The organism is Virgibacillus halodenitrificans (assembly GCF_001878675.1).
GTDB lineage: Bacteria > Bacillota > Bacilli > Bacillales > Amphibacillaceae > Virgibacillus_Q > Virgibacillus_Q halodenitrificans.
Genome location: NZ_CP017962.1, coordinates 1,209,052 through 1,229,627, shown reverse-complemented (window position 1 = coordinate 1,229,627; position 20,576 = coordinate 1,209,052). Strand labels below are relative to the sequence as shown.

The 20,576-nt window shown below is 36.8% G+C and carries 31 protein-coding genes, 1 pseudogene and 1 riboswitch; of the genes and pseudogenes, 7 read left to right on the top strand and 25 right to left on the bottom strand.

Annotated features, from left to right (window positions below):
• Nucleotides 1–16 precede the first annotated feature (16 nt).
• The 4 genes from BME96_RS06480 to BME96_RS06465 all read right to left on the bottom strand — a co-directional run bounded on the left by BME96_RS06480 (nucleotide 17) and on the right by BME96_RS06465 (nucleotide 2,811).
• Nucleotides 17–484: an NUDIX hydrolase gene (locus BME96_RS06480; protein WP_071648683.1), complete on the bottom strand. Its 468-nt coding sequence runs from the start codon at nucleotides 482–484 to the stop codon at nucleotides 17–19.
• A gap of 92 nt (nucleotides 485–576) precedes the next feature.
• Nucleotides 577–1,287 (bottom strand): nucleotidyltransferase domain-containing protein, encoded by a 711-nt coding sequence (locus BME96_RS06475; RefSeq protein ID WP_071648682.1) that lies wholly within the window; start codon nucleotides 1,285–1,287, stop codon nucleotides 577–579.
• 15 nt (nucleotides 1,288–1,302) lie between these two features.
• Nucleotides 1,303–1,725 (bottom strand): FosM family fosfomycin resistance protein, encoded by a 423-nt coding sequence (fosM, locus tag BME96_RS06470; RefSeq protein WP_071648681.1) that lies wholly within the window; start codon nucleotides 1,723–1,725, stop codon nucleotides 1,303–1,305.
• Nucleotides 1,726–2,811: a S66 family peptidase gene (locus BME96_RS06465; RefSeq protein WP_071648680.1), complete on the bottom strand. Its 1,086-nt coding sequence runs from the start codon at nucleotides 2,809–2,811 to the stop codon at nucleotides 1,726–1,728.
• 266 nt (nucleotides 2,812–3,077) lie between these two features.
• Here BME96_RS06465 and BME96_RS06460 point away from each other — a divergent pair, with 266 nt between their 5' ends.
• The 5 genes from BME96_RS06460 to BME96_RS06440 all read left to right on the top strand — a co-directional run bounded on the left by BME96_RS06460 (nucleotide 3,078) and on the right by BME96_RS06440 (nucleotide 5,978).
• Nucleotides 3,078–3,983, top strand: a complete 906-nt coding sequence (locus BME96_RS06460) for an ABC transporter ATP-binding protein (RefSeq protein WP_083547428.1) — start codon at nucleotides 3,078–3,080, stop codon at nucleotides 3,981–3,983.
• Entirely contained in the window at nucleotides 3,984–4,718 is a 735-nt protein-coding gene (locus BME96_RS06455) for an ABC transporter permease (protein ID WP_071648678.1), read from the top strand.
• A gap of 115 nt (nucleotides 4,719–4,833) precedes the next feature.
• Nucleotides 4,834–5,433 (top strand): histidine phosphatase family protein, encoded by a 600-nt coding sequence (locus tag BME96_RS06450; RefSeq protein ID WP_071648677.1) that lies wholly within the window; start codon nucleotides 4,834–4,836, stop codon nucleotides 5,431–5,433.
• 72 nt (nucleotides 5,434–5,505) lie between these two features.
• Complete coding sequence (locus BME96_RS06445) at nucleotides 5,506–5,760, top strand: hypothetical protein (RefSeq protein WP_071648676.1); 255 nt, start codon at nucleotides 5,506–5,508, stop codon at nucleotides 5,758–5,760.
• Between the two features lie 23 nt (nucleotides 5,761–5,783).
• Nucleotides 5,784–5,978 carry a hypothetical protein gene (locus BME96_RS06440; protein WP_071648675.1) on the top strand — a complete coding sequence of 65 codons (195 nt, stop codon included), beginning with the start codon at nucleotides 5,784–5,786 and terminating at the stop codon, nucleotides 5,976–5,978.
• 226 nt (nucleotides 5,979–6,204) lie between these two features.
• Here the strand turns inward: BME96_RS06440 and BME96_RS06435 are convergent, their stop codons facing one another.
• Nucleotides 6,205–8,043 carry a hypothetical protein gene (locus tag BME96_RS06435; RefSeq protein WP_071648674.1) on the bottom strand — a complete coding sequence of 613 codons (1,839 nt, stop codon included), beginning with the start codon at nucleotides 8,041–8,043 and terminating at the stop codon, nucleotides 6,205–6,207.
• Between the two features lie 187 nt (nucleotides 8,044–8,230).
• Between BME96_RS06435 and BME96_RS06430 the strand changes: the two genes are divergently transcribed.
• Nucleotides 8,231–8,590 carry a DUF4181 domain-containing protein gene (locus BME96_RS06430; RefSeq protein ID WP_071648673.1) on the top strand — a complete coding sequence of 120 codons (360 nt, stop codon included), beginning with the start codon at nucleotides 8,231–8,233 and terminating at the stop codon, nucleotides 8,588–8,590.
• A 463-nt stretch (nucleotides 8,591–9,053) separates the two neighbouring features.
• Nucleotides 9,054–9,236, top strand: coding sequence for an aspartyl-phosphate phosphatase Spo0E family protein (locus BME96_RS06420; RefSeq protein WP_231478676.1), 183 nt, complete (start codon nucleotides 9,054–9,056; stop codon nucleotides 9,234–9,236).
• A gap of 9 nt (nucleotides 9,237–9,245) precedes the next feature.
• Here the strand turns inward: BME96_RS06420 and BME96_RS06415 are convergent, their stop codons facing one another.
• The 20 genes and pseudogenes from BME96_RS06415 to BME96_RS06335 form a co-directional block, all read right to left on the bottom strand.
• The gene (locus BME96_RS06415; protein WP_156035970.1) at nucleotides 9,246–10,076 is read right to left on the bottom strand and encodes a DUF817 domain-containing protein; all 831 of its coding nucleotides are present in this window, start codon (nucleotides 10,074–10,076) and stop codon (nucleotides 9,246–9,248) included.
• 37 nt (nucleotides 10,077–10,113) lie between these two features.
• Nucleotides 10,114–10,332 (bottom strand): helix-turn-helix domain-containing protein, encoded by a 219-nt coding sequence (locus BME96_RS06410; protein WP_019377157.1) that lies wholly within the window; start codon nucleotides 10,330–10,332, stop codon nucleotides 10,114–10,116.
• A gap of 10 nt (nucleotides 10,333–10,342) precedes the next feature.
• The gene (locus BME96_RS06405) at nucleotides 10,343–10,822 is read right to left on the bottom strand and encodes a DUF2975 domain-containing protein (RefSeq protein WP_071648669.1); all 480 of its coding nucleotides are present in this window, start codon (nucleotides 10,820–10,822) and stop codon (nucleotides 10,343–10,345) included.
• A 276-nt stretch (nucleotides 10,823–11,098) separates the two neighbouring features.
• Complete coding sequence (locus tag BME96_RS06400; RefSeq protein WP_071648668.1) at nucleotides 11,099–12,727, bottom strand: sodium:solute symporter family protein; 1,629 nt, start codon at nucleotides 12,725–12,727, stop codon at nucleotides 11,099–11,101.
• A gap of 144 nt (nucleotides 12,728–12,871) precedes the next feature.
• Nucleotides 12,872–12,978, bottom strand: a riboswitch (SAM riboswitch).
• A gap of 312 nt (nucleotides 12,979–13,290) precedes the next feature.
• Nucleotides 13,291–13,938, bottom strand: a complete 648-nt coding sequence (locus BME96_RS06395) for a hypothetical protein (RefSeq protein WP_071648667.1) — start codon at nucleotides 13,936–13,938, stop codon at nucleotides 13,291–13,293.
• A 128-nt stretch (nucleotides 13,939–14,066) separates the two neighbouring features.
• Nucleotides 14,067–14,480 (bottom strand): hypothetical protein, encoded by a 414-nt coding sequence (locus tag BME96_RS06390; protein WP_071648666.1) that lies wholly within the window; start codon nucleotides 14,478–14,480, stop codon nucleotides 14,067–14,069.
• Nucleotides 14,481–14,566: 86 nt separating this feature from the next.
• Complete coding sequence (locus BME96_RS06385; RefSeq protein WP_071648665.1) at nucleotides 14,567–15,043, bottom strand: GNAT family N-acetyltransferase; 477 nt, start codon at nucleotides 15,041–15,043, stop codon at nucleotides 14,567–14,569.
• A 47-nt stretch (nucleotides 15,044–15,090) separates the two neighbouring features.
• Nucleotides 15,091–15,279, bottom strand: coding sequence for a hypothetical protein (locus BME96_RS06380; RefSeq protein WP_019377164.1), 189 nt, complete (start codon nucleotides 15,277–15,279; stop codon nucleotides 15,091–15,093).
• 33 nt (nucleotides 15,280–15,312) lie between these two features.
• The gene (locus tag BME96_RS19555) at nucleotides 15,313–15,480 is read right to left on the bottom strand and encodes a hypothetical protein (protein ID WP_156035968.1); all 168 of its coding nucleotides are present in this window, start codon (nucleotides 15,478–15,480) and stop codon (nucleotides 15,313–15,315) included.
• A gap of 41 nt (nucleotides 15,481–15,521) precedes the next feature.
• Nucleotides 15,522–15,923, bottom strand: a complete 402-nt coding sequence (locus tag BME96_RS06375) for a group-specific protein (protein ID WP_071648664.1) — start codon at nucleotides 15,921–15,923, stop codon at nucleotides 15,522–15,524.
• A gap of 59 nt (nucleotides 15,924–15,982) precedes the next feature.
• The gene (locus BME96_RS06370) at nucleotides 15,983–16,234 is read right to left on the bottom strand and encodes a hypothetical protein (protein WP_071648663.1); all 252 of its coding nucleotides are present in this window, start codon (nucleotides 16,232–16,234) and stop codon (nucleotides 15,983–15,985) included.
• Between the two features lie 59 nt (nucleotides 16,235–16,293).
• Entirely contained in the window at nucleotides 16,294–17,043 is a 750-nt protein-coding gene (locus tag BME96_RS06365; protein WP_071648662.1) for a hypothetical protein, read from the bottom strand.
• 26 nt (nucleotides 17,044–17,069) lie between these two features.
• The gene (locus BME96_RS06360) at nucleotides 17,070–17,492 is read right to left on the bottom strand and encodes a GNAT family N-acetyltransferase (protein ID WP_071648661.1); all 423 of its coding nucleotides are present in this window, start codon (nucleotides 17,490–17,492) and stop codon (nucleotides 17,070–17,072) included.
• A 58-nt stretch (nucleotides 17,493–17,550) separates the two neighbouring features.
• A complete protein-coding gene (locus BME96_RS19550) occupies nucleotides 17,551–17,709 on the bottom strand; it encodes a hypothetical protein (protein WP_156035966.1) in 159 nt (52 codons plus the stop codon).
• A 50-nt stretch (nucleotides 17,710–17,759) separates the two neighbouring features.
• Nucleotides 17,760–18,329, bottom strand: a pseudogene (locus BME96_RS06355) (Uma2 family endonuclease).
• A gap of 167 nt (nucleotides 18,330–18,496) precedes the next feature.
• Entirely contained in the window at nucleotides 18,497–18,625 is a 129-nt protein-coding gene (locus tag BME96_RS20050) for a hypothetical protein (protein ID WP_019377172.1), read from the bottom strand.
• 56 nt (nucleotides 18,626–18,681) lie between these two features.
• The gene (locus BME96_RS06350; RefSeq protein ID WP_083547427.1) at nucleotides 18,682–18,966 is read right to left on the bottom strand and encodes a hypothetical protein; all 285 of its coding nucleotides are present in this window, start codon (nucleotides 18,964–18,966) and stop codon (nucleotides 18,682–18,684) included.
• Between the two features lie 71 nt (nucleotides 18,967–19,037).
• Nucleotides 19,038–19,538 (bottom strand): DUF4825 domain-containing protein, encoded by a 501-nt coding sequence (locus tag BME96_RS06345; protein ID WP_071648660.1) that lies wholly within the window; start codon nucleotides 19,536–19,538, stop codon nucleotides 19,038–19,040.
• A 62-nt stretch (nucleotides 19,539–19,600) separates the two neighbouring features.
• The gene (locus BME96_RS06340; RefSeq protein WP_071648659.1) at nucleotides 19,601–19,873 is read right to left on the bottom strand and encodes a hypothetical protein; all 273 of its coding nucleotides are present in this window, start codon (nucleotides 19,871–19,873) and stop codon (nucleotides 19,601–19,603) included.
• Between the two features lie 79 nt (nucleotides 19,874–19,952).
• The gene (locus BME96_RS06335) at nucleotides 19,953–20,549 is read right to left on the bottom strand and encodes a hypothetical protein (RefSeq protein WP_071648658.1); all 597 of its coding nucleotides are present in this window, start codon (nucleotides 20,547–20,549) and stop codon (nucleotides 19,953–19,955) included.
• Nucleotides 20,550–20,576 lie beyond the last annotated feature (27 nt).

The window sequence follows — 20,576 nt, the reverse complement described above, 5'->3', positions numbered from 1 at the left end:
CGCTCAGTTTAGCAATTTAATCTTTAATAATAATGTGCTCAGGCTTTGTCGGTATTTCTTTTAATGCGGTTTTTAAAAATTCTGGGCGAAGTTGTATAGTATGTAGATCTTCTAGTGGGATCCACTTGTAAATCAAGCGATCTCCCTCTTCCCCGTAAAAGCTTTCTTTCTCGAGGGTATAGCTTCCCTCTTGGAGAGAAACATGATAATATAAACCGATCTCGTGATAATTCCGCTGATCATATTCGAAGAAGTTTTCTGTTATCCAAACCAAATTATCCACATTTATATTAAAATCTAATTCCTCTTTGATTTCCCTTTTAATACTAGCTTGAGAATCTTCCAGAACTTTTACCCTCCCACCAGGAAGTGCCCAATAGTTGTCGTTTACTTGCTTGTGTAAAAGGAGATGATTTTTCTCCACCATTATTGCTGCAACCCGATAGTTAAAAACTGCATTTTCCAGCTTAAACGTAGCATCCACTCTAACTCCCCCTTTTAAAAAACTTATTCATTGCTACTGTTTCATAAATGACTGTGCTATTTCTAATAAACTTATCAAGTATCCCACATACTTTATAGTTTGCCAATAGAAAAACCATCGAATAGCCTGCCACCATATGGCTGTAGCACCGTGTCAACAAGCTGGATCACAGGTCCTTTTTCCCCTGTTTTATAAAATAAATCAAATGCCTCAATAAATGTTTCGGCGAATGCTTCATCGTATTGCTTGAGTAAACGGACAACCCATTTGGAGCTTCCAAGCCAGTTTTGCTCTGCTCTTAACTTAAATTCACTGATCATTTCCGCTAAAGCTCCTGCGATGACAATCTCTTCTCCCCTTGTAGCACTGCCAATAAAATCATCCAGCATGTCGGTAAGAAAATAGCGCTTGATGTCGATCATCTCTGATGTCCATTTTTCAGGGCCAGCTTCCAGAAGCTCATTCGCTTCCTGTTTAATAGAATGCAATCTTGGATCTTCTATTAAAACGATCCCTTCCGTTACCATTCTAGGTAAGGTCGGAATGGCTCTTTCCCTATCACTTTTAAAAAATTCCTTATAGGAACTGAAATTATGTACAAAAGCTTCCACTGGCCAATCTAACTCAATAAACGATTCTCTATAAGAGAAAAAAGTTTCATCTGTGAAAATGACGATATCGAGATCAGATGTATTCGTTGCCTCCCCACGAACTACACTTCCTGCGAGCAGCGCCCCATTACAATGTGGATATTTCTTCTCAATAATTTGCTGTGCAGCCTTCCTTGCATCTAATTTTGCCATCCTCCGCCCTCCCAATTAATCGTAAAATTCCATATACGGTTTTTCTTGCTTATAGTAAGCAATTCGATCCTGTAATGTGCCTGTATGAAATTCAAATTTATGACCATCTGGATCAGTAAAATAGATCGATTGTTTATCTTTTTTGTCTCTTGGTCTGCCAGATAAGATAGTTACATTTAAATCTACTAGCTTTCTGTACATTTTCTCAATATCTGCTTCCTCTATGGTGAAGGCAATATGGGTATAGGACTGACTAATCTCATGGCGGGGAATAGCTTCTTCCACATTGAGCGCGAGCCAAATTCCTTGTAAATCAAAGTATGCGGTATTCTTTCCTTTCACTAAAAGCTTCGCATCAAATACATTTTCATAAAATGAAATGGATTTTTCTAAATTGGAAACGGAAAATAAAAAGTGATTAAGCCCTTTTATATGCACTTACTTACCTCCTTTACCTTCTTCCTCCTCGTAGTTATCCTTCTTATACAAATCAAATGGGTTTTCCAGCAAAGTAATTTCCTCAGTCAACGGATTCAATTCTATTTTCCCACCTAAAGGTAACACCAGCTTGGGATCCGTATGACCAAAGTCAACCTCTGTCACGATAGGTAAATTGCTTGCACCAAACTCTCCACTTATTACATCTATAATGATTTTGTTTAACTCTTCTTTTTCATCTGTTGAATAATCTTTCGGCCTGCCAAACATGACGCCATTTATCTTTGAAAATACGCCTTGCATTCCATAATTACGCAGCATGTAGCCGACTTCCATCGGAGAAGGTTTCTCTTCCGAAGTTTCAAAAAAGAGTATTTTCTTTTCCCAAAAAGTTGGATCAACCCAATAAGGGGTGGATTTCAAGAACTCCAATACTTCAATACAACCTCCCCAAAGCTCCCCTCGCACCTTGTCTGCCCCTTGGAGAAATTTCCAGCCAGACAAATTATCATAAAATTCTTTACATTCTCCCAACGTATCCAAGTTGTTCCAATCCTTGTAGCCATTTGTCCACTCTGAATAAGGTTTATATTTGTACGGATACGCACTACGAAAGAAGATCGAATGCAAATGCTCTGTATATGCAGAAGGCAAGTGTTTTAGTTGGGCAAAACCAGCCATAACGGACGGACCATAGAATGTGATCATCCCCAGTTTATTTAAATAGGTTAAGAAGGTTGTTGCGTCCGAGAATCCCATAATAAACTTTGGATTACTTCGAATCAATTCCACATCTAAAAACGGTAGGATTCGAATAGATTCATATCCTCCAATCGTTGTAATGATCCCCTCTATGTTCACATCTGCAAAACAACGATTAATATCTTCCGCCCGAAGCTGCGGATTATTATATAGCTCTTCCGGAGCCATTCTTGCTGTCGGCATTTCAATTATTTCAAAGCCAAGTACTTCTTGCATTTGCTTTAGACCCAGTTCATATATTTCCGGAAACAAATACGGAAGTCCATTAGACGGAGAGATAATTGCAATTCTGGATCCTTTTTTAAGCATTTTCGGTTTGATCATGAATTCAGCTCCCTTGTATTTGAAAAAATTTACTTCGGGTTTAATTTTCAGTATTTTTAGCTTACTATTTGCGTACGCTTTAGGCAATCATAATTTTTATCTTTCATTACATAAATATTCTCGGCTTCTACTTCTCTTAATTAGCAGGTTTTAAAGCACTCATAGAGAATTATTAACTAGGAACCTTTTAACATGAACAAACGTAAGTAAGTTAACTGAATAGTATGATCTCATTTTATAATATATTTATTAAGGGGGTAATACATTTGCAAAGCTTAATTCAAGTAAACAATGTTACGAAGCGTTTTGGAAAAACAACTGCAGTGAATAACGTATCTTTCACCATTGAAAAAGGCTCCACTGTAGCTATTTTGGGACCGAATGGTGCTGGGAAGACAACAACCATTTCTATGATGCTAGGATTGCTGGAGCCAACAGAAGGCGGGCTCACATTATTTGGCAAGGATCCAAAGGAAGTAGCTGTCCGGAACCGGATTGGGGCTATGTTACAGGAGGTTAGCGTTATTGATAAGTTAAGGGTTCGGGAGGTACTTGAATTATTCAGAAGCTATTATACGAATCCTCTTTCTATGGAAGAGCTTATTTCTGTGACTGGGTTGAATGATGAGATGCTGAAAAAGTGGGCGAATAAATTGTCAGGGGGGCAAAAAAGAAGATTAGGTTTTGCTCTCGCTCTTGCCGGTAATCCTGACCTACTCTTTTTCGATGAACCAACAGTAGGTCTTGATATTACGGCGAGAAAGAATTTTTGGGAGAAAGTGAATATGTTAAAGGAACAAGGAAAGACCGTTATTTTCACGACACATTATCTTCAGGAAGCGGATGACTTTTCCGAAAGAATTATTCTTTTTAATAACGGAGAGATCATTGCCGATGGACGTCCAGATGAAATCAAGCATAATGTTGCGGCACGTAGCGTCTCCTTCCGATCCAGCAATAAAGATGCTGTGATGGTACGTATGCAAACCTTTGAAGAGGTTATCCGTTGTTATGAAAAGGATGGCCGAATTTATGCAGTAACAAATGATACAGATGCGGTTCTTGCAAAAATTTTTGGTCAAGGAATGGATGTTAAAGATATATTTATCGAACAAGGACGATTGGAAGAAGTGTTTGATCATTTGACCTCTAAGCAGAAGGAGGTAATTTAGATGAATGCGATTTTGACACAATGCAAGTTTGAAATGATCCGTATCTTTCGTAATCCTTACTTCGTTTTTTGGTCCTTGTTTATGCCAATATTATTTTATTTTATCTTTACAAATATAGTAAACACTGGAGTACCAGATCAAGGAGAGTGGCAAGCTTATTATCTGATGTCCATGACCACATTCAGTGTGATGGGTTCTGCTATTATGAACTTCGGAATTCGAATGGTACAAGAACAAACAGAGGGCTGGTCGACGTTTATGAAGCTTACCCCCTTTCCTTCCTGGGCTTACTTTGCTTCAAAGATGTTTGGCCAGCTAATCATTCATTTACTATCGATCGTGATCGTATTTTTAGCTGGTTATTTAATAAATGGTGTTTCTCTATCTGTCTCGCAATGGATATTTTCCGGCATATGGGTGCTGATTGCTTCTATCCCTTTCTTAGCCCTGGGTTCTTTAGTTGGTACGATGAAAAAAGTTGAAACTGCTAGTGGGGTAAGTAATATTATCTATTTAGCGTTAGCTATTGTTGGTGGAATGTGGATGCCCATTAACACCTTCCCTACCTTCCTGCAAAACATTGCGGAATGGCTTCCATCCTATCATTTCGGCAGCGGCGCTTGGAATATCGTACAAGGGACTTCCCCTGATTGGCAAAGCTATCTTATATTAATTGGTTATCTGATCATTTTCCTATTACTTGCTGTTTCCATCCGACGTAAGCAGGAAGCATAGGAATAGAGAATGATTACACGATTCTGATCAAACAAATTCTATGATAAGCCTAATTGCATTATCTATGGTTTAATAGAAGAAGAGAATCGTATTTTTATAGAGAGTAGGTTTATAAATGATAACAATTGGATTGGTAAGACATGGGATTACAGATTGGAATGTTCGTGGTAAAGCGCAAGGGATAACAGACATCCCTCTAAATGAAGAAGGCAAAAAGCAAGCACTGCAGCTTGGAGAAAGATTAGTCCTTGAAAAACAATGGGACGTTATTGTCAGCAGTGATTTGTCCAGAGCAAGTGAAACTGCCAGAATTATTGGGGAGAAATTAAACGTACCTGTCGATCCTTATGATCAACGTCTCCGTGAGAAAGATTTCGGAATAATACAGGGAACAACAGAAGAAGAAAGACTGGTTACTTGGGGAGAAAACTGGCGGGAGCTTGATTTAGGTGCGGAACCAATGGAGGCTGTTGCTGCAAGAGGAATAGCTTGTTTGAATGATTTAGCAGGAACCTACCAAAATAAACGCGTCTTAGTTGTCAGTCATGGTGCCTTAATTGGATCTACGCTAGAGGAATTATTTCCGGGGAAATTTAAAGAGACTAAAATGGGTAATACTTCTCTTACTATACTAGACAAGATCCAGGGTGAGTGGAATTGCTCGTTATATAACTGTACCACTCATTTAAACCAGCAGAAGGAAGTCAAAGCTTAATAAGCACATGCTGTGACTTTTTTCCCAGCAAAGTATGTCATAAACACAACCAAATTTATAGAGGTGGCCTCGTTGAAAAACTTTATTATTTTTAGTGGCAGTTTTTTGGCCTTGTTTTTCTTGTTACAAATTGTATCTGGTATGCTTTTAACTTTCCTATATACACCTGATGTAGAAGGAGCATGGAAATCAAGTGCGCTTCTTTCAGGTGAAACAACCTTGTATGGTGTCGGTCCATTCCTTCTCTCCCTATTATCAGCTTTAATTGCTGCACTGATGGCGTACGGTGTAATGCGAAAAATACGTAAAAATGATCAGAGCAGATAAAATTTTGAAGAGGAGTTTTATATTTGCTTTTATTTGCAGAAATACTGCGCACACTTAGTTTAGTCATTCTTATTATAAGTTCTTCCTTTTACTTACGTCATTTAACAAAAACGAAGAAACAAAGAAAACTATCTCTATCAGAGTTTTTCTGGTTTATTCTGATACAGGTAGCCTTTCTTCTCTTCGCTATTAGTTTATTGCTTTTTGTATTCATGTAAACAAAAGTAGAATAGGAGAAAACTTCTTTGCAAGTATTGGGAGCAAACGTTATCTCGTACACTTTTTCAAATTGTACCTGCTTTAAACTTTCTTTAAGTGTGTCACTCAAGAACACGCTAGGATAACAGTTAGTTCGGTGTTTATATATTTTCCTACATCGAAAGCCTCAACGTTTATGTTTGAGTCTAGAAAAACAATAACCTTCGAAAGTTATTGTTTTTCTTTTTAAACTCCCCTATTTCTTTTCGGCTTCCTTTTTAAAATAGGATAGGATAATATCAAACCAGCCACATATAGAAGTACTAAAAAGTATACTGGCAGCAGATGGATAAAATCGGTGTATCCAATATACAGATGTGTTCCGATTCCAGCTATAAATGCAGGTAAGGCACCAATCGCAATTGAATTCCAGACCCAGCTTGCTCCTTGTCTAAATCCCCATAAAGAAAGCATAAGCACAAGCAAGCCAACACTGACAAGTGCACTGCCAAAGCCAGCCCGATCATGGGCAATAACAGGTATGAGTTTATTATTTATTTGATCGAGCATCTCTGGTGTCATACAAATAAAGCTCAAATCCGTATCTACAAACACCTTCGTTATGCCAATAGCAGAAATTACAATTCCACCAATACTAATGAAGAAACCTAACATGACAAACAGCAGCTGTCCATACAATCCGAGCTTCCAAGCCCTATCATTAGTTCCATGCCTCGAGGCAGGACTGCCATTGACAGACTTAGCCTCTTTTAAACTAAGAAAGTACACGGGCAATAAGATTAGCCAATATAAACCATGCAGCCAGTCAAAATAACCAAAACCAATAAACAATAAAATACCTAGAAATCCGATAATTGCTGCAGAATGAAACGCAATCTTCGCCCAATGCATGTTAGCTCTTATGCCATTTCTAGCAAGCTGAATATATAATATCCCACCAGAAATCATTGTCCCAGCTAGCGCCATTCGATCATGTGACATAAATGCTAAAATCCGTGGATTAACCTGTAAAAGCTCCGCTCTTGTAAGGCCTAAAAAAACTTCATCATATGGTAAAATAATTCGTGTTAATGCAAAAAAGAAAGCGATAATTCCACCAAATAAAATAGCGAGCCCGAAGAAAAAAGACCAATGGCTAGTTCGGATCCGTTTTGGAGCTGAATTGTTCTGTTCCGCCATTATTCGTTCATGTATGCGCTTTGGTAAGCCGGGCCCTGCGTTTACATAGCCAGTGGAAAGCATCACTAAATCTGCCCCGACCTGATGTAATTGCAATCCCTCTTCAGGGGTTTCAACTCCACCAGATGTAATTACCGTCCAGTCGGGATGCTCCATTTTCATCTGTTTAACTGCCTGAATTAAGGAGTCATTTGCATGCTGTTTTTCGTACCAATAGTCGCCGTTTAATCGACAAGGTGCATCCAACACGACACCATCTATGTGTGGATGATTAATACCTGTTTTCATTTCGTCAGTATGTAACCCAATATAAAAAGCGCAGTCTAAACGCTCATCCTGTTTGGACACAAACGTATCCATTTGTTCTTCAGTTAAAATGAATGCATCTAAGAAGGGAATTAATTGAAGCGAAATCACCTCCCATTCTCTTTCACCTACATGCCGATCCAATCTGGCAACTACAGGAACGTTTATAGGGTAGTTTAATAACTTTTTCATTGCTAGCTTTAGAGGAACTTTCTCCTGCTGATTTGAAAATTGAATTGTATTATTTTGACGAATTGGCTCCTCTTGTTCTGCAGGCTCTTTCAATACAATTGGCCCAATTTCCAAAAATCCAAAACCAAGCTCCTGAAATGCGAGCACCCCTGATAGTTTTGGATCTATATGTCCACTTAACCCAATTGGGGAGGAATAAACTGTATTACCTATTTTCTTCTGAAGTTCGTCGGGTGGCTTCATGTGCCCGAGAAAGCCAATGAGTTGCCTCCCTCCTGGCATGGAGGCAATGTTGTTCATGGAATGATGGATGAATTCTCGGCCTTTTCTCGCTGACATTTTATCTAAAAGCACCCTTTTCATAGGGTGATAAGACCAATCTGGCATATACAACACCTTCTATTAATATACGTTAGCTGTTCTTTTATTTATTTTAACATGTAGCGCCCTTTAAGAGTGATCACAAATAAAAATAGAAAATGATATAAATGGAAAATAGTGTTAAACTGAAACAAAGTTGTGTTTACTTTGAAGGTTTAAAATTCAAATTACGTTCTTGAAGGAGAATTCATATATGGTTACGTTTATAGTAGTCTTGAGTGCAGCAATTCTATACATGGGTATTACTACATGGGGCTTGAAAACTAAGTTTACAATAGCTGAACGAGAAGGTGTACGTTATCATCATGTGAATGGAACACATAAATTGTTGGAATATGGAACTTTTTGCTTCTTTATAATTATGATCATTCTATCCAAAGGGCAAAATGTGATGGACTGGATCTTGGTTTATCTTATTTTTTTATATGCGATTCGTACTTTTATGGAATGGAAATATGAGAGAAAGCAGCAACGATTTTTATTGTCATTAAACATTTTCATCGCATGTTTGCTTTATCTGACATTAGCTTCTGTATCGATATTAATCTATTGAATTGTATAAAATATCCTTTCAATCTCCATTTTTAAAAAAGCAAACAAAAAAAGCTTGGTCGCACCCAAGCTAACCCATTTATATTATACAGGAATCGATAATATGTCTACTTTTTCGTTACTTTACCTAATGCTAGCTTATGAATTTTTTCCAGGGGGATGTCCGTTGAACTAGAAATCTGTTTCATGGAACTGCGGGGGTTTTCGCTAATAAATAGAAATATTTTTTCTCTGTCTTTTAAACATGTAGAACATAACGTAAACGGACCAACTTCCATTTCGTTCTCACATAAACGACACTTTCTAACAATTACTCCCACACGCTCACCCCTTTAACTAGATTAGTTAAATTGTACATTATTTAAGTAATATTGTAAATAAAATAATTATTTAAAAAGTTTATATTTCTGTAAATAGGGTATAAAATAATAGGAGTAAAGTACCTGTTAGTATAAATGAGAGGGGTGAAAGACCTGAACACCCTGCATGATCTATATAAAAAAATTGAAGAAACAAGACAAAAAATGTATAAAGCATATAAAAATGATCCACAGGGCCCTGAGGTACTTGCTATTTCTCAAACACTAGATGAGCTACTTAACAAATTAGAACGTTTGAAGAGGGAAAAAACACAGGATGGTAACTAATACTTCTCTCTAGTAAACTTTTCCTGATCCTCTATATCGCTCCTCATTTTGTCGAATAATTTTACGTGTTGAATAACGATAATTTCTACTTTTCACCTGTTTTAATGTCGCCACAATCAAAAAGCTCACAATAACTAGCAAAAGCCAGGAACTTACTTTTCCAAGATGTACAAGACTCCAAGCCTCTGTCTGATTTGGATACTGCCATGCACCAAAGAACGTAGCGATGTTTTCTGCAATCCAGATAAAGAAACCAATAAGGACAAAGGACAGTGCAAGCGGCATACGATAATGCTTTCCACCAACTTTATAGGTGACCCATGTACGCCAGAAAACTATTATGACAGCTAAGGATAGCCACCACCGTATATCCAGCCAATAATGATGGGTAAAAAAATTCAAATAGATGGCAGCTGCGAGTGGCACAACAATGGAGAAGGATGGCCATTTCACTAAGTTGACATCCAGTCTCCTCCAAGCTTGGCAAAGATAACTTGCGACACTCGCATACATGAACCCACTATACAACGGCACGCCAAAAACTTTGGAAAATCCCTCCTCTGGATAAGACCAGGACCCCATATTTACTTTGAAAATTTCCAACGTTAGTCCGATCAGATGAAACAAGGTAATTACCCTGAGCTCGTCTTTTGTTTCAAGACCCGAGCGAACCATTAACCATTGCATTAGAAGAAAGATAATAAGTAACCAGTCATACCGTGGCAGAATCGGCATGGAGATAAATTTAGTTAATGCCAGGGAAGCAAAGATAACGACAGGAAACAAACAGGACAAGGCTTGCTCCCAACCAAACCTAAAAAGTTGCTTTACTCCATTCATCCTCTTCCCCCTCCTCCCTTTTTGTATCCTTACAGTGCTATCCATTGTCTTTCTCATCACGGTATTCCAAAATATCACCAGGCTGACATTCCAAAGCTTTACATATGGCATCCAAGGTAGTAACACGAATTGCTTTTGCCTTTCCATTTTTCAAAATAGAAAGATTAGCCATAGTTATTCCAACACGTTCCGAAAGCTCGGTAACACTCATCTTACGTTTTGCTAACATCACGTCAATATTGATTATAATCGCCATTTCATTCACCTCAGACCGTTAAATCATTTTCTGTTTTTATTTCGATGGCATTTCGTAATAATTTTTGTAGAACAGCAGCAAAGACGGCAATCACAAATGATGCAAAAATAAGGATCATTCCAATTAAAATGACACCTGGTGCGTCGTCTTTTTCCCCAATTAGATAAAAGAGCGGCATGCCTACTACATAAATACTACTAATTGTAATTGCACAGTATTTTATCTTTTTTAATGCAGTTACCGAAAACTGCGAGAAAGCTTTACTCTTATCAATATAGCTTAACAACTTGCAAGCCTGATATAAGGCAATATAAAAAGGTATTGCTGCACTATACATGACTAAAAATATAAGATATTTTAAATAGGCCATATCTGGATATAACTCCACAGCAAAATTGGCAATCCCAGGTACAGCGAAAATACATAATGCAAGCACAGGGAGCCCCATAAGAATTATAGTTGTTTTCAAAAAAAGTGTTTCTCGTTTCATACAAGCACCTCTCCTATTATTGTTAATTTGATTTTAATCTATTTTTTATCGAATTACAATAAATTTTTATTAATATTTATGTTTTATTTATTGAAAAGGTGTAGGATTAGGTGTTTTCAGGTATGGAATAGAGGTGAAGATTTCGCAGTGTTTATCCGCCGAAAAGATAATTAATCTGCCCTAAAGGCTTTTCGCTCACAGAACAGGGATAAAAAAAGAAAGCACTTTACCCTAAAAGATAAAGAGCTTTCTTCTATAACACTCATTCCATTTTAATTATTGGGTAGCTTTTGCTACTGCACTCACCTCGATTGATGTTTTTTCTTCCACTGGGCGTACAAGTCTGATAGCTGAAATAAAGAATGCGATGATGGTGATAAATACAAACAATCCAGTCAACCCACTTTGATATAATGTGTCCGCATAGATAATATTTATGGCGAGCAGGATAAAGCCACTGAGTATGGCGGCATATGTTCTTCCTGCTTGCTTACTAAGCTGTAAATACCACCTTGCCGCTGGGTCCAATATTGTAACAATACTAATTGTTAGCACATTGATCGAGCTTCCAACCCAAACTGGATGAATGTTCATATAAAATGCATTTGGCTGCCATCCGCCTAAATAATACCATGCCAAACCACTGATAAAGCCTGTGATTAACGCTGCCCATACCGCCCGTTTAGTAACGACCGGCCAGAATAATGCAGCAACAACGGGAGCAAATGTAGCACTATTCCGAATGGTCCATGCTAACACATTCCACCACGCGGATTGTTCTGTCCGAAGCATACCAAAGATAATCATTAATACAGTTAATAGAAGGAGGGAAACTTTCGTATAAAAAACTAGCTGATTCTCACTGGCCCGTGGATGTAAAGCGCCTCCCACGTCACGCCCAAGACTGGTAGCCCCAGAAAATTGACACGGTGCTCCCCAGCTCAATGCACAGCCCCACACACCAAGAAAGAAAATGCCGACTAATGGCGCAGGTAGTACTTCCATTAAATAAAGCGGAATCGCAATGAGACCTGTTTGTGCATTAGGAACAACCACTGCCGCTGCAACTCCAAACAGAATGCCACAAATAATAAAGGGAACCGCTAAGACGCCAGCAATCATTAATCCTTTTTGACCCTCTTCAGGCTCTTTGCATGAGAGCGCCATTTGAAAGGCTGCCTGAGCCAGAATGACATTTACCAGAAAGGTACCAAACCAAGCGACAATCACCTGTAAACCAACACTATCAAACGCAAACATTGACGGAGACTCTACCATTAGCGTTTTTAATCCTTCGATTCCCGGGTTGATAAAAAAAGCCACAATACCAACAATAAACATGAGAAAAAATAACACGCCATTCATTGTTTGCGTAAAAGCAATGGACCACATCCCTCCTCCCTGTAGATATACAAACAACAGGATGGCAGTAAATGCTACAGACCATGTCAGCGAGATGCCTGTGAATACGTGCATAGCTGACGCGAAAGCAATCGCTGTCGCCACAGACCACATCGGAAAGGCAAAAGCAGTAATAGCACCTGCCATTCCTCTCGCTGCCCTGCCATATTTATCACCGATTAGTCCGGAAATCGTAATTAGCATTTTTTTACGGAAGGATCGAATTATTAATAAAGCAATAATAACGATTTGGACAATTTCAGCCACCCCATACCATATTGCTGAAACGCCATTTAAATAGGATAACTCCAAAATAGAAATATACGTAGATCCGGAAAATAACCCTGTAATACAAAATGCCACAATCCACTTATTGAAAGTTCTCCCACCAACAAAGTAGCTATCTTGTCGGTTTACTCGCCTTTTTGCTAACTGACCTGCAATTATTAGTACAAAGGTATATCCAACTGCAAAGATAATCATCCAATATCCATATGATGACATATAAACTACCCCTCTTTTTAAAAATTTTATAAATCAGATCGAATTACTTTGTTTAACGTTTAAAAAGCCTCCAAACTTTTTTAATTTAAAATAGAAAAACCCTCTTCCAAAATAAGAAGAGGGCTGTACGATCATAGCATCCTCTTCTTATCTCTCAGACAAATACTTGTCTGTTGGATTTGGCACAGTACTCTACAGAGCCTGTTGCCGAGGTTTCGCAGGGCCAATCCCTCCACCTCTCTTGATAAGAAGTTGCATTTAATTTATTAAATTATTTATCAATTTACATTATTCCAACACAAAAGTCAATACATTTTTACAGTATTGGGAGAAAAGGATTAATAACAACAAAAATCAAAAATAATGCCACGGTGATATGTACACATCCTAAAACTTTTTCTTTATAGCATAAATAGTGAATCCCAAACAGAAAAAACATGACAGATAAAAATGAAAAAATCACATTGATTGGGATAGAAATTGCATCATAAAGAAATAATAAAAAGTGAAAATCAGCATGAAGAGAGCGATTCCTGTATTTAACTTACTTAGTGTACTTCTACTCATAAGATCCGTTCATCTTTTCCATCAATAAGCCTAAAATGAAGGGCGAAAGATGAACCTTCCGAGATATGGTTTTGCACTCCAGTAATATCAATAATTTCTTTTAGATGTATTGCTCTTTTCTCGTTTGCTTCCAATGCTAACATGTGTGGGCCTGCCTCATTTATTAGCGACTCCATGCGCGTTTCATCAATGAAGGAATCGATCAGTTGAACTTCGAAGGTCACTGGTTCATTTCTCCGGTTTTGAAGCGTAAAATGACATTCGCCCTCTAACTGGGATTCATTTATTGAATTAAAATCACATTCCCCCTCATCTTCCTTTGAAACAGCAAAGATACCTTCTGCAAGTGTCTCTTGATATACTTTGATAAGTATTGGTGGCAAAAAACTGTATAAGAATATCACAATAATCAGTGATCGAAGACGGAATTTTCTTAAACCGAACATCAGCAATACCATTGCGACAACAAATAAAAATGAACCAATGACACCAGCTTTTATATAACCATCATGGTCCATAATGGGAATGGACATAAAAATAGTAGTAGCATGTAGCAAGGGATCATCAGGAAATGGAAAGAATAACCACATACAAATAATAAACAGAATAATAGCGCCAATAACTGTAAACTTGCTTCTTATCACAAAATTCCCTCCTCTCACCCACTCTATATATTTTTTAGAAATAAATGTACGCTTCTTTAATGCTTAGGAGTTCAACACGAGCTTTTTCAGCTTTTGTTTTGGTATTTACCTACGTTCTATTTCTACTTTCAGTTAGCTTGGTTGCTTATGCCTTGGACTACTTCAATCACACAGCCGCCCTTGGTATCGCTTCCCTCAAGTCTTACTGAATACAACCGGGTACTTGCAGTAAACGTTAGTTCACCATTTCCATCTGCTTCAAAGCGCTTTTTATCCACTACACCTTTAAAGCTCCTCCATTCAAGTTCCAACGCGCCCTCTTCTACAGTGACGTCTAATTTCAGTGTATAGCTGACGCCTTTCTTTAATTTAAAATAATAATACTCTATGCCGGTAAATTTTTTGTAACGGACTGTTAGTGTATGTTGCAACTTTTTATATGTATAATTTATTATCTTTGTACTCATAAACCGCAATATACCTTTTTTATATAAGATTATTCCAATCCCAATAATTAAAAGTATACTTATAGCTTCCTTCATGTTCATTTCGCTCCTACTTTTCCGTATTCTGGGGCACTGCCAAAAATTTGCAGAGACGCTTTTTTACTTGCTACTAGCTCCTATTTCTATAATTCTTTTATATACCACGTGTCCATCGTGCCATGCTCTGAGCCTTCTATCGGTTCGGTAAGTTCGCGGAAACCGAATTTACTATACAGGCGATTTGCAATTTCAAGTACATGAGAAGTTTCGAGATAACAATATGCATAATGCTTCTTAGCAAAATCCAATGCTACGCGCATTAATTCCTTGGAAAGCCCTTTTCCTTGGTGTACCGGGCTAATATATAGCTTTTGCAGCTCACCAACCGTCGAATCACCTACAAAAGGGCCAATTCCCACTCCACCAATCACTTCATCTTCTTCCGTTACAGCAACCCAATAGTTAGCATTCGATTTATCCTTGTAAAATGCGGATAATTTGCCTAATTGAGGATCAAAATACGCTGTTCCAGGGATATCTAACCCCACTTGCTCCAACGACCGTTTTATAATTTGCTCCATTTTTTTATTGTCTTGATCTTTTATCTCGCGAATCTTCAACTTCCGGTGCACCTCTTTCTTTTTAAGAAATACTAAATAGTCGGCTCTTACCTTTTCTCAAGGCTCTTAACCAAACGAATCAGCCAATATAAGCCAATCCATGGCAGGATAAATGTTGTAGCCCATTCAATTACTGCTGGAATAATAGCAGTGTTAATGCCTAATAATTCAAGAACCAACACCAATAAAATAACCGCAATAGTATAAATAAGAATATTTCTGTATAATTTTTTCAAATTATCTTCCTTTCTATTTTCAAGGAGTTTCTTTTAATTACTGTCACGCAACTCCTTCAATAATTGAATTATTTGTTTGTTTTGTTCACTATGTAGTTCACTGTTCTCTTTAATTTCATTGATTTGTTTTAAGAAAAATATGATTGCTAAAGGTATCCCGATGTAAATAAACAAAAATGAAAACAGGGCTAAAAATTCCATCGCCTACCCCCCCTTAATATGTATGTGTATGTTAATTTAAATTAAATACGGTTCAATGCACTTTTTGTTATTTTTTCCACTAACTCATCAATCGTCCCGACACATTTTTCAACATTTGATAGGTGATAAAATGTACTTGTCGTTGCAATATTATTTATATCGTCGTTTGGTGAATAGAGATAAATGGGTTTGCCTTGGCCTAGCGCCATACCAAATTCTATATGACTCCCTTTTCCAGCCGGCAGTAGCACAACAATAAAATCTGCTTCTAACACAGCTTTTTTCTCCTTCGTGCCTATTTTGACCAAGTCTTCAATCGTTGAAGCCCTCTCATTTTGGGTCCAATCATATGTATGAACAAAGCCCTTTTTTATTAACTGATTGCGAACAAGTCGTACTGTATCTATATTTGAAAGACTTGAAGCTATATAAAACGTATTCATTTTCCATTCTCCTAAAGTGGGCTGATTTAATCTTTAAGTACTATTGCCCCAATATTATTTTATTCATACTCACCACTGTATATTAAAACAGCTGCAACGGTAATGTTGACAAACAGGATCCAACCATAATCGATAAATTTGTTACCAGTTATTCTATCAAATTTTCGTTTTGATAGAATGGATTCAACTAACGAAAAACCTCCAGCTATGATAAAGAAAGTGAAAGGTCCCAGATTATTTGTGAACAAAAGTGTTAAGATTACCACACAAACAATCACGAAACGGAAGAAAGCCAGTCTAGGGATTTCCAATAGAAAACCTCCAATTTGTTTTATACAAACTTTTTATCTTTCACGCCTGAAATAATTCCCTATTCCCACCATGTCACCTGGATTTTCCCATATCTTCCATTTATAGTGGATACCACAATATATTTTGTGGTTGTTTCTTCAAAATCCATGCTTACTATATCTCCACCTTCTTCATTCATTCCAGCATAATCTCCGTTCTCATCATAAAGAGACATTCCGTTTGCTCCACTAATGTTGGTATGTTCAACATCAAAGTAAATCTTTTCCCCTTTCTTCCCATGAACCGGGATCAGATGCTCGCCATTGAAAAATTCATAATCAATCTCTACAAATCCATCTTCAGCTACTTCGTTCCACCCAATCTTTGAAGTGAAATCGAACGGCCACATCACAAGACATACAATTGGAACAATAAAAACCATCCAGCTGTACCACTTGAACGGTTTTAGTGTTTTTTTACCTAGTAAAAACAGAAGGGAGAAAAAAGCACCAACTGTACCAGCTATTAACACATACCCGAGGGGCAAAAAAAATAAAAAAATAAGATACCCAAATAAAATATAAAATAATATCTGTTTACCTAAGTTGAAACGAGGGATCATTCTTCCTATGCCATCATCAATAATGAGAGAACTAAGTATTCCATAACCAAAAAACAGCATCCAAATTGCTGGCTGTGTAATTAATTCATGAAATTCAAAAAGGTTAAAGTTGGTATCAATCAATGTGGTGATATAATAGATTGATATAGAAAAGCTTGCACCTACTAACTTTTCCAATAAGCGATTAGTAATTAAATGCTTCCCCACGACTACTCAACTCCTACAAAACATTTCTACTCAGCAAATCTTTTATGTAAGAAATATTGATTAAACCCTTTGGGATGATCTTCTAAAGTACCAAAGACTTCATATCCATGTTTTTTATAAAACTCAGGGGCCTGGAAACTGAAAGTATCTAAATAAACAAAACGGCATCCCTTTTCTTCAGCAAAGTTCTCTAACTTTTGTAAAAGTGCACTGCCATACCCTAGTCCCCTAACTTTTTTGTCCACCCACAGAAATTCAATATGCATTTGATGCCAGAACGTGTTTGCCGTAATTCCTCCCACGATTTCCCCTGCATCATCCTTGATAACAAAACTAATATCCTCGTTTGGAGTTTTAAGCTTATCAGGAAGCTTCTCCATATTATGTTCAATAACTTTTTTTCTGATAAAGTCACTATCCTCTTGCTTCCATTGTTGGGTCATGTTCAATTGTGTCATCTCCTTCCTAAACTGCTTAAAAATTATTTTCGCTTTTTATCTGTTTTTACTAGCACAAGTTCATTAATGATGTTACCAATAAAAATATAAGAAACCATTTACCAGGTTTTAGCTCTATCACTTGAGGCAGATCAAGTCGAAAAAGGATAAATGCAACAAGAACGCCAATTGCAAAATATATGGCACGGAATAATGCTTTGTGTTTCATTCAAACATTTCCAAACACATTGTTTAAAATGACACTATATTTCACATTTCCTACAAAAATATTTGATTTAAATCGATCTTCATTTCAGTCAAAATGTTTACAGTAACGGTGTCTTCTTTTGTAAAGACGCCTTGAAATTTGTATTGCCCATCAATTAAAAGATGTGTTTCTACTGATTCGTTGATTGAATCAACAAGCCAATATTCTTTTACTCCCGCTTTTTCGTAAAGCTGATACTTTTTCCATCAGTCCAGCTTAACAGATGAAGGAGAGAGGACTTCGATAATCATATCCGGCGCTCCGTTACAGCCTCTGTCATCCAATTTTTCTTGATCACATACAATCGATAAGTCTGGTTGAACAACATTATTTATATCCTCATCCTGTTTATTGTCCGCTAATAATCGCACATCAAAAGGCGCAAAAAATACTTCACATTCTTTATCTCGCAGAAAAATAGAAAAGGCTGTAGATAACTCTCTAAGAACTTGTTGATGCTTTCTCAAAGGAGTAGGGGACATATTAAAAATCACACCGCCAATTAACTCAATCCTTCCCCCTTCATCCCATGATAGGTAATCAGCATATGAATATTTATCTTTTTTGTCTGGAATGACCATTAAAATCCTTCCTTTCAACCTATTTTACAAATAGAATATCATAACGGTAAATATTCACCTAACTTTGGAATAACATTGGTCAGACCACAGGATAGACTTGTTCTTGTTCGGTAATTTCAACTTCCAAATTGTTTCTAGCAATTCATCTCTTTCTTTAAGTGATTTTTTTATTTGGATGAGTGAACCTTTTCTTTGAGCAGCTCAGCTATTGTCGCATGTGTCTTGGTTAATCGCTTAAGCTGTACTTCTATGGAAATGAGCGTAATTGCAATTATGCTTCCAATAATAATCATCATCTCTTTCTCTCCTTATCTGATTGTAGCTGGTTACCTTATCTTTTAAATTTATAAAACTAATTTTTTTTTAAAACAAATCCTTGCTTTCTTGCATAACTGTTAATCAATTTAACTAATTTTTTCTTACTTATGGACACTGAACTGTGAATTTCCCTTTTCCCATCAATTATATATTCAGGAAAAATAATGAAGTTTAAAGCATCCATTTTCTTAATGACAAATTCGTTACATTCATATTCCCCACTTCTAATATTGCAGGAAGTTACAAAGTCAATGATTCCGTCATAATATTCTTGATCTGTGATCTCATTTGCTAAAAATGATTCCATTTGTTCAAGCACATCTACACTCTCCTTTAATAAATGGCCATTCGTTTACGCGTCTTTTATTCCGGTTGTCACTAGAAAGAATTCTATTGGGCAAAAAATTGGTTCACTTTGCTATCATCTGACAACTGTTTCTCTACAGCTGCCTCCAATTCTTTTTGACTTGCAAACTCATTTAAATCGTTACTATGGAAATCCTGTAATTTAGATCTAGTAATTTTATATGCCTGGTCATCAAAATGAAAAGTGATCCATTTTGCATTTTTAATTAATGCAAAAAGAAAAGTAGCATTTGTAATTGCCGTTTCTTTATACTCTTTTTCAACCTCTGGAGTATCCAGGCTACCGTATGTCACTGTCATACCATAAGGCTTTTCACTTGTAACAAGTGAAGCTTCTTCAAATTTTTCATTGTGTTTTAGTTTACCAAGGATATTAATTATTGCACTATTATCACCAATGACAGTGCCCTTATATTGAAATATATCCTCATTCGAATCTTTCGTTTCATTATTAGTAAACGCACATCCATTTAAGATAAGTGCCAGTAATAATGAAAATAACAAATAACCTGCTATTCTTTTCACTAACCTTCCCTCCAACTGCTCATGTAAATAGCTCTTTTCCAAGTACAATATTTTAATAGCTTTTAATCTTTCTCCCCATGCTTATCTGCTACCCCAGAAATAATAAAAGTTATAAACGGATATATTATATTAAAAATTGTAAGGCTAATTCCAGATTCGGGATAGTAATAAAGTGAAGACCATATTTCATACAACAAATACAAAAGTAGTGTTACGATAGGTCCAACGAATACTCTTTTAGTTAGAATTGCTGCTAAAACACCTAAGCCAATTACTACAACAGGAACGATAACTAATTGCATTAAAAATGGATCTATGAAATTGATAAAGTTCAACTGAATATTCCTCCGCTTTCCTAAAGGCATTGTTCTACAACTAAATTTTTCTATTACTAAAATCAGATGCGCTTCCTCTTTACCTCGTCCTTTCGTAAAATGGATTTACATAAAATCGAAAACCGTCTCTAAAATCACCGCGAAGATTTCGAATTGAATTTTTTAATTCTTTTCTTGTAATAAACTTCTCATCACGGATGTTTCTGATGCTATCTTCTATATGGAGAAGGTTTTTAATGCTGGCAAGCAAATAATTCCCCTGCTCTTTCGTATAATTCTCATCAGCGAGAAGCTGTAACATTATGTCTCTACTATGTTGTACTTCGAAGAGCATGTTCTCCAGTTTATAAGGTTTTATAGTTACAGGATTTGTGCCAAGCAGCCATTCCTGTTCAAATAGTGGAAGGATATATTCTGTCTTGACTACAGTTAAATCAAGATCTCTCCCCTTACTCTCAAATTCCTTAACTAGTTCCTTCTCATACGTTTTTTTGAACGCATTTACTATTTCTCCATATGTTTTATCGTTATATAATATTTTGCCTGGCTTATATGTGTAACTTTTATGTATGCTGAAAGAGGATAATGGATAATACCATGTCATGACAGACAAGTAAATAAGTATGAGTGCTATTACTCCCCCTGTCTCCCAAATGAAAGTCCTCTTCTTTCTCATATGAAATTCCTTTCCGCATATTAACGT

Bases quoted from the DNA above. Each gene is read 5' to 3' on its own strand.
- BME96_RS06475 (WP_071648682.1), bottom strand. From the start codon at position 1,287: ATGGCAAAATTAGATGCAAGGAAGGCTGCACAGCAAATTATTGAGAAG.
- BME96_RS06465 (WP_071648680.1), bottom strand. From the start codon at position 2,811: ATGATCAAACCGAAAATGCTTAAAAAAGGATCCAGAATTGCAATTATC.
- BME96_RS06455 (WP_071648678.1), top strand. From the start codon at position 3,984: ATGAATGCGATTTTGACACAATGCAAGTTTGAAATGATCCGTATCTTT.
- BME96_RS06450 (WP_071648677.1), top strand. From the start codon at position 4,834: ATGATAACAATTGGATTGGTAAGACATGGGATTACAGATTGGAATGTT.
- BME96_RS06435 (WP_071648674.1), bottom strand. From the start codon at position 8,043: ATGCCAGATTGGTCTTATCACCCTATGAAAAGGGTGCTTTTAGATAAA.
- BME96_RS06430 (WP_071648673.1), top strand. From the start codon at position 8,231: ATGGTTACGTTTATAGTAGTCTTGAGTGCAGCAATTCTATACATGGGT.
- BME96_RS06415 (WP_156035970.1), bottom strand. From the start codon at position 10,076: ATGAATGGAGTAAAGCAACTTTTTAGGTTTGGTTGGGAGCAAGCCTTG.
- BME96_RS06410 (WP_019377157.1), bottom strand. From the start codon at position 10,332: ATGGCGATTATAATCAATATTGACGTGATGTTAGCAAAACGTAAGATG.
- BME96_RS06405 (WP_071648669.1), bottom strand. From the start codon at position 10,822: ATGAAACGAGAAACACTTTTTTTGAAAACAACTATAATTCTTATGGGG.
- BME96_RS06400 (WP_071648668.1), bottom strand. From the start codon at position 12,727: ATGTCATCATATGGATATTGGATGATTATCTTTGCAGTTGGATATACC.
- BME96_RS06390 (WP_071648666.1), bottom strand. From the start codon at position 14,480: ATGAAGGAAGCTATAAGTATACTTTTAATTATTGGGATTGGAATAATC.
- BME96_RS19555 (WP_156035968.1), bottom strand. From the start codon at position 15,480: ATGGAATTTTTAGCCCTGTTTTCATTTTTGTTTATTTACATCGGGATA.
- BME96_RS06375 (WP_071648664.1), bottom strand. From the start codon at position 15,923: ATGAATACGTTTTATATAGCTTCAAGTCTTTCAAATATAGATACAGTA.
- BME96_RS19550 (WP_156035966.1), bottom strand. From the start codon at position 17,709: ATGAAACACAAAGCATTATTCCGTGCCATATATTTTGCAATTGGCGTT.
- BME96_RS20050 (WP_019377172.1), bottom strand. From the start codon at position 18,625: ATGATGATTATTATTGGAAGCATAATTGCAATTACGCTCATTTCCATA.
- BME96_RS06335 (WP_071648658.1), bottom strand. From the start codon at position 20,549: ATGAGAAAGAAGAGGACTTTCATTTGGGAGACAGGGGGAGTAATAGCA.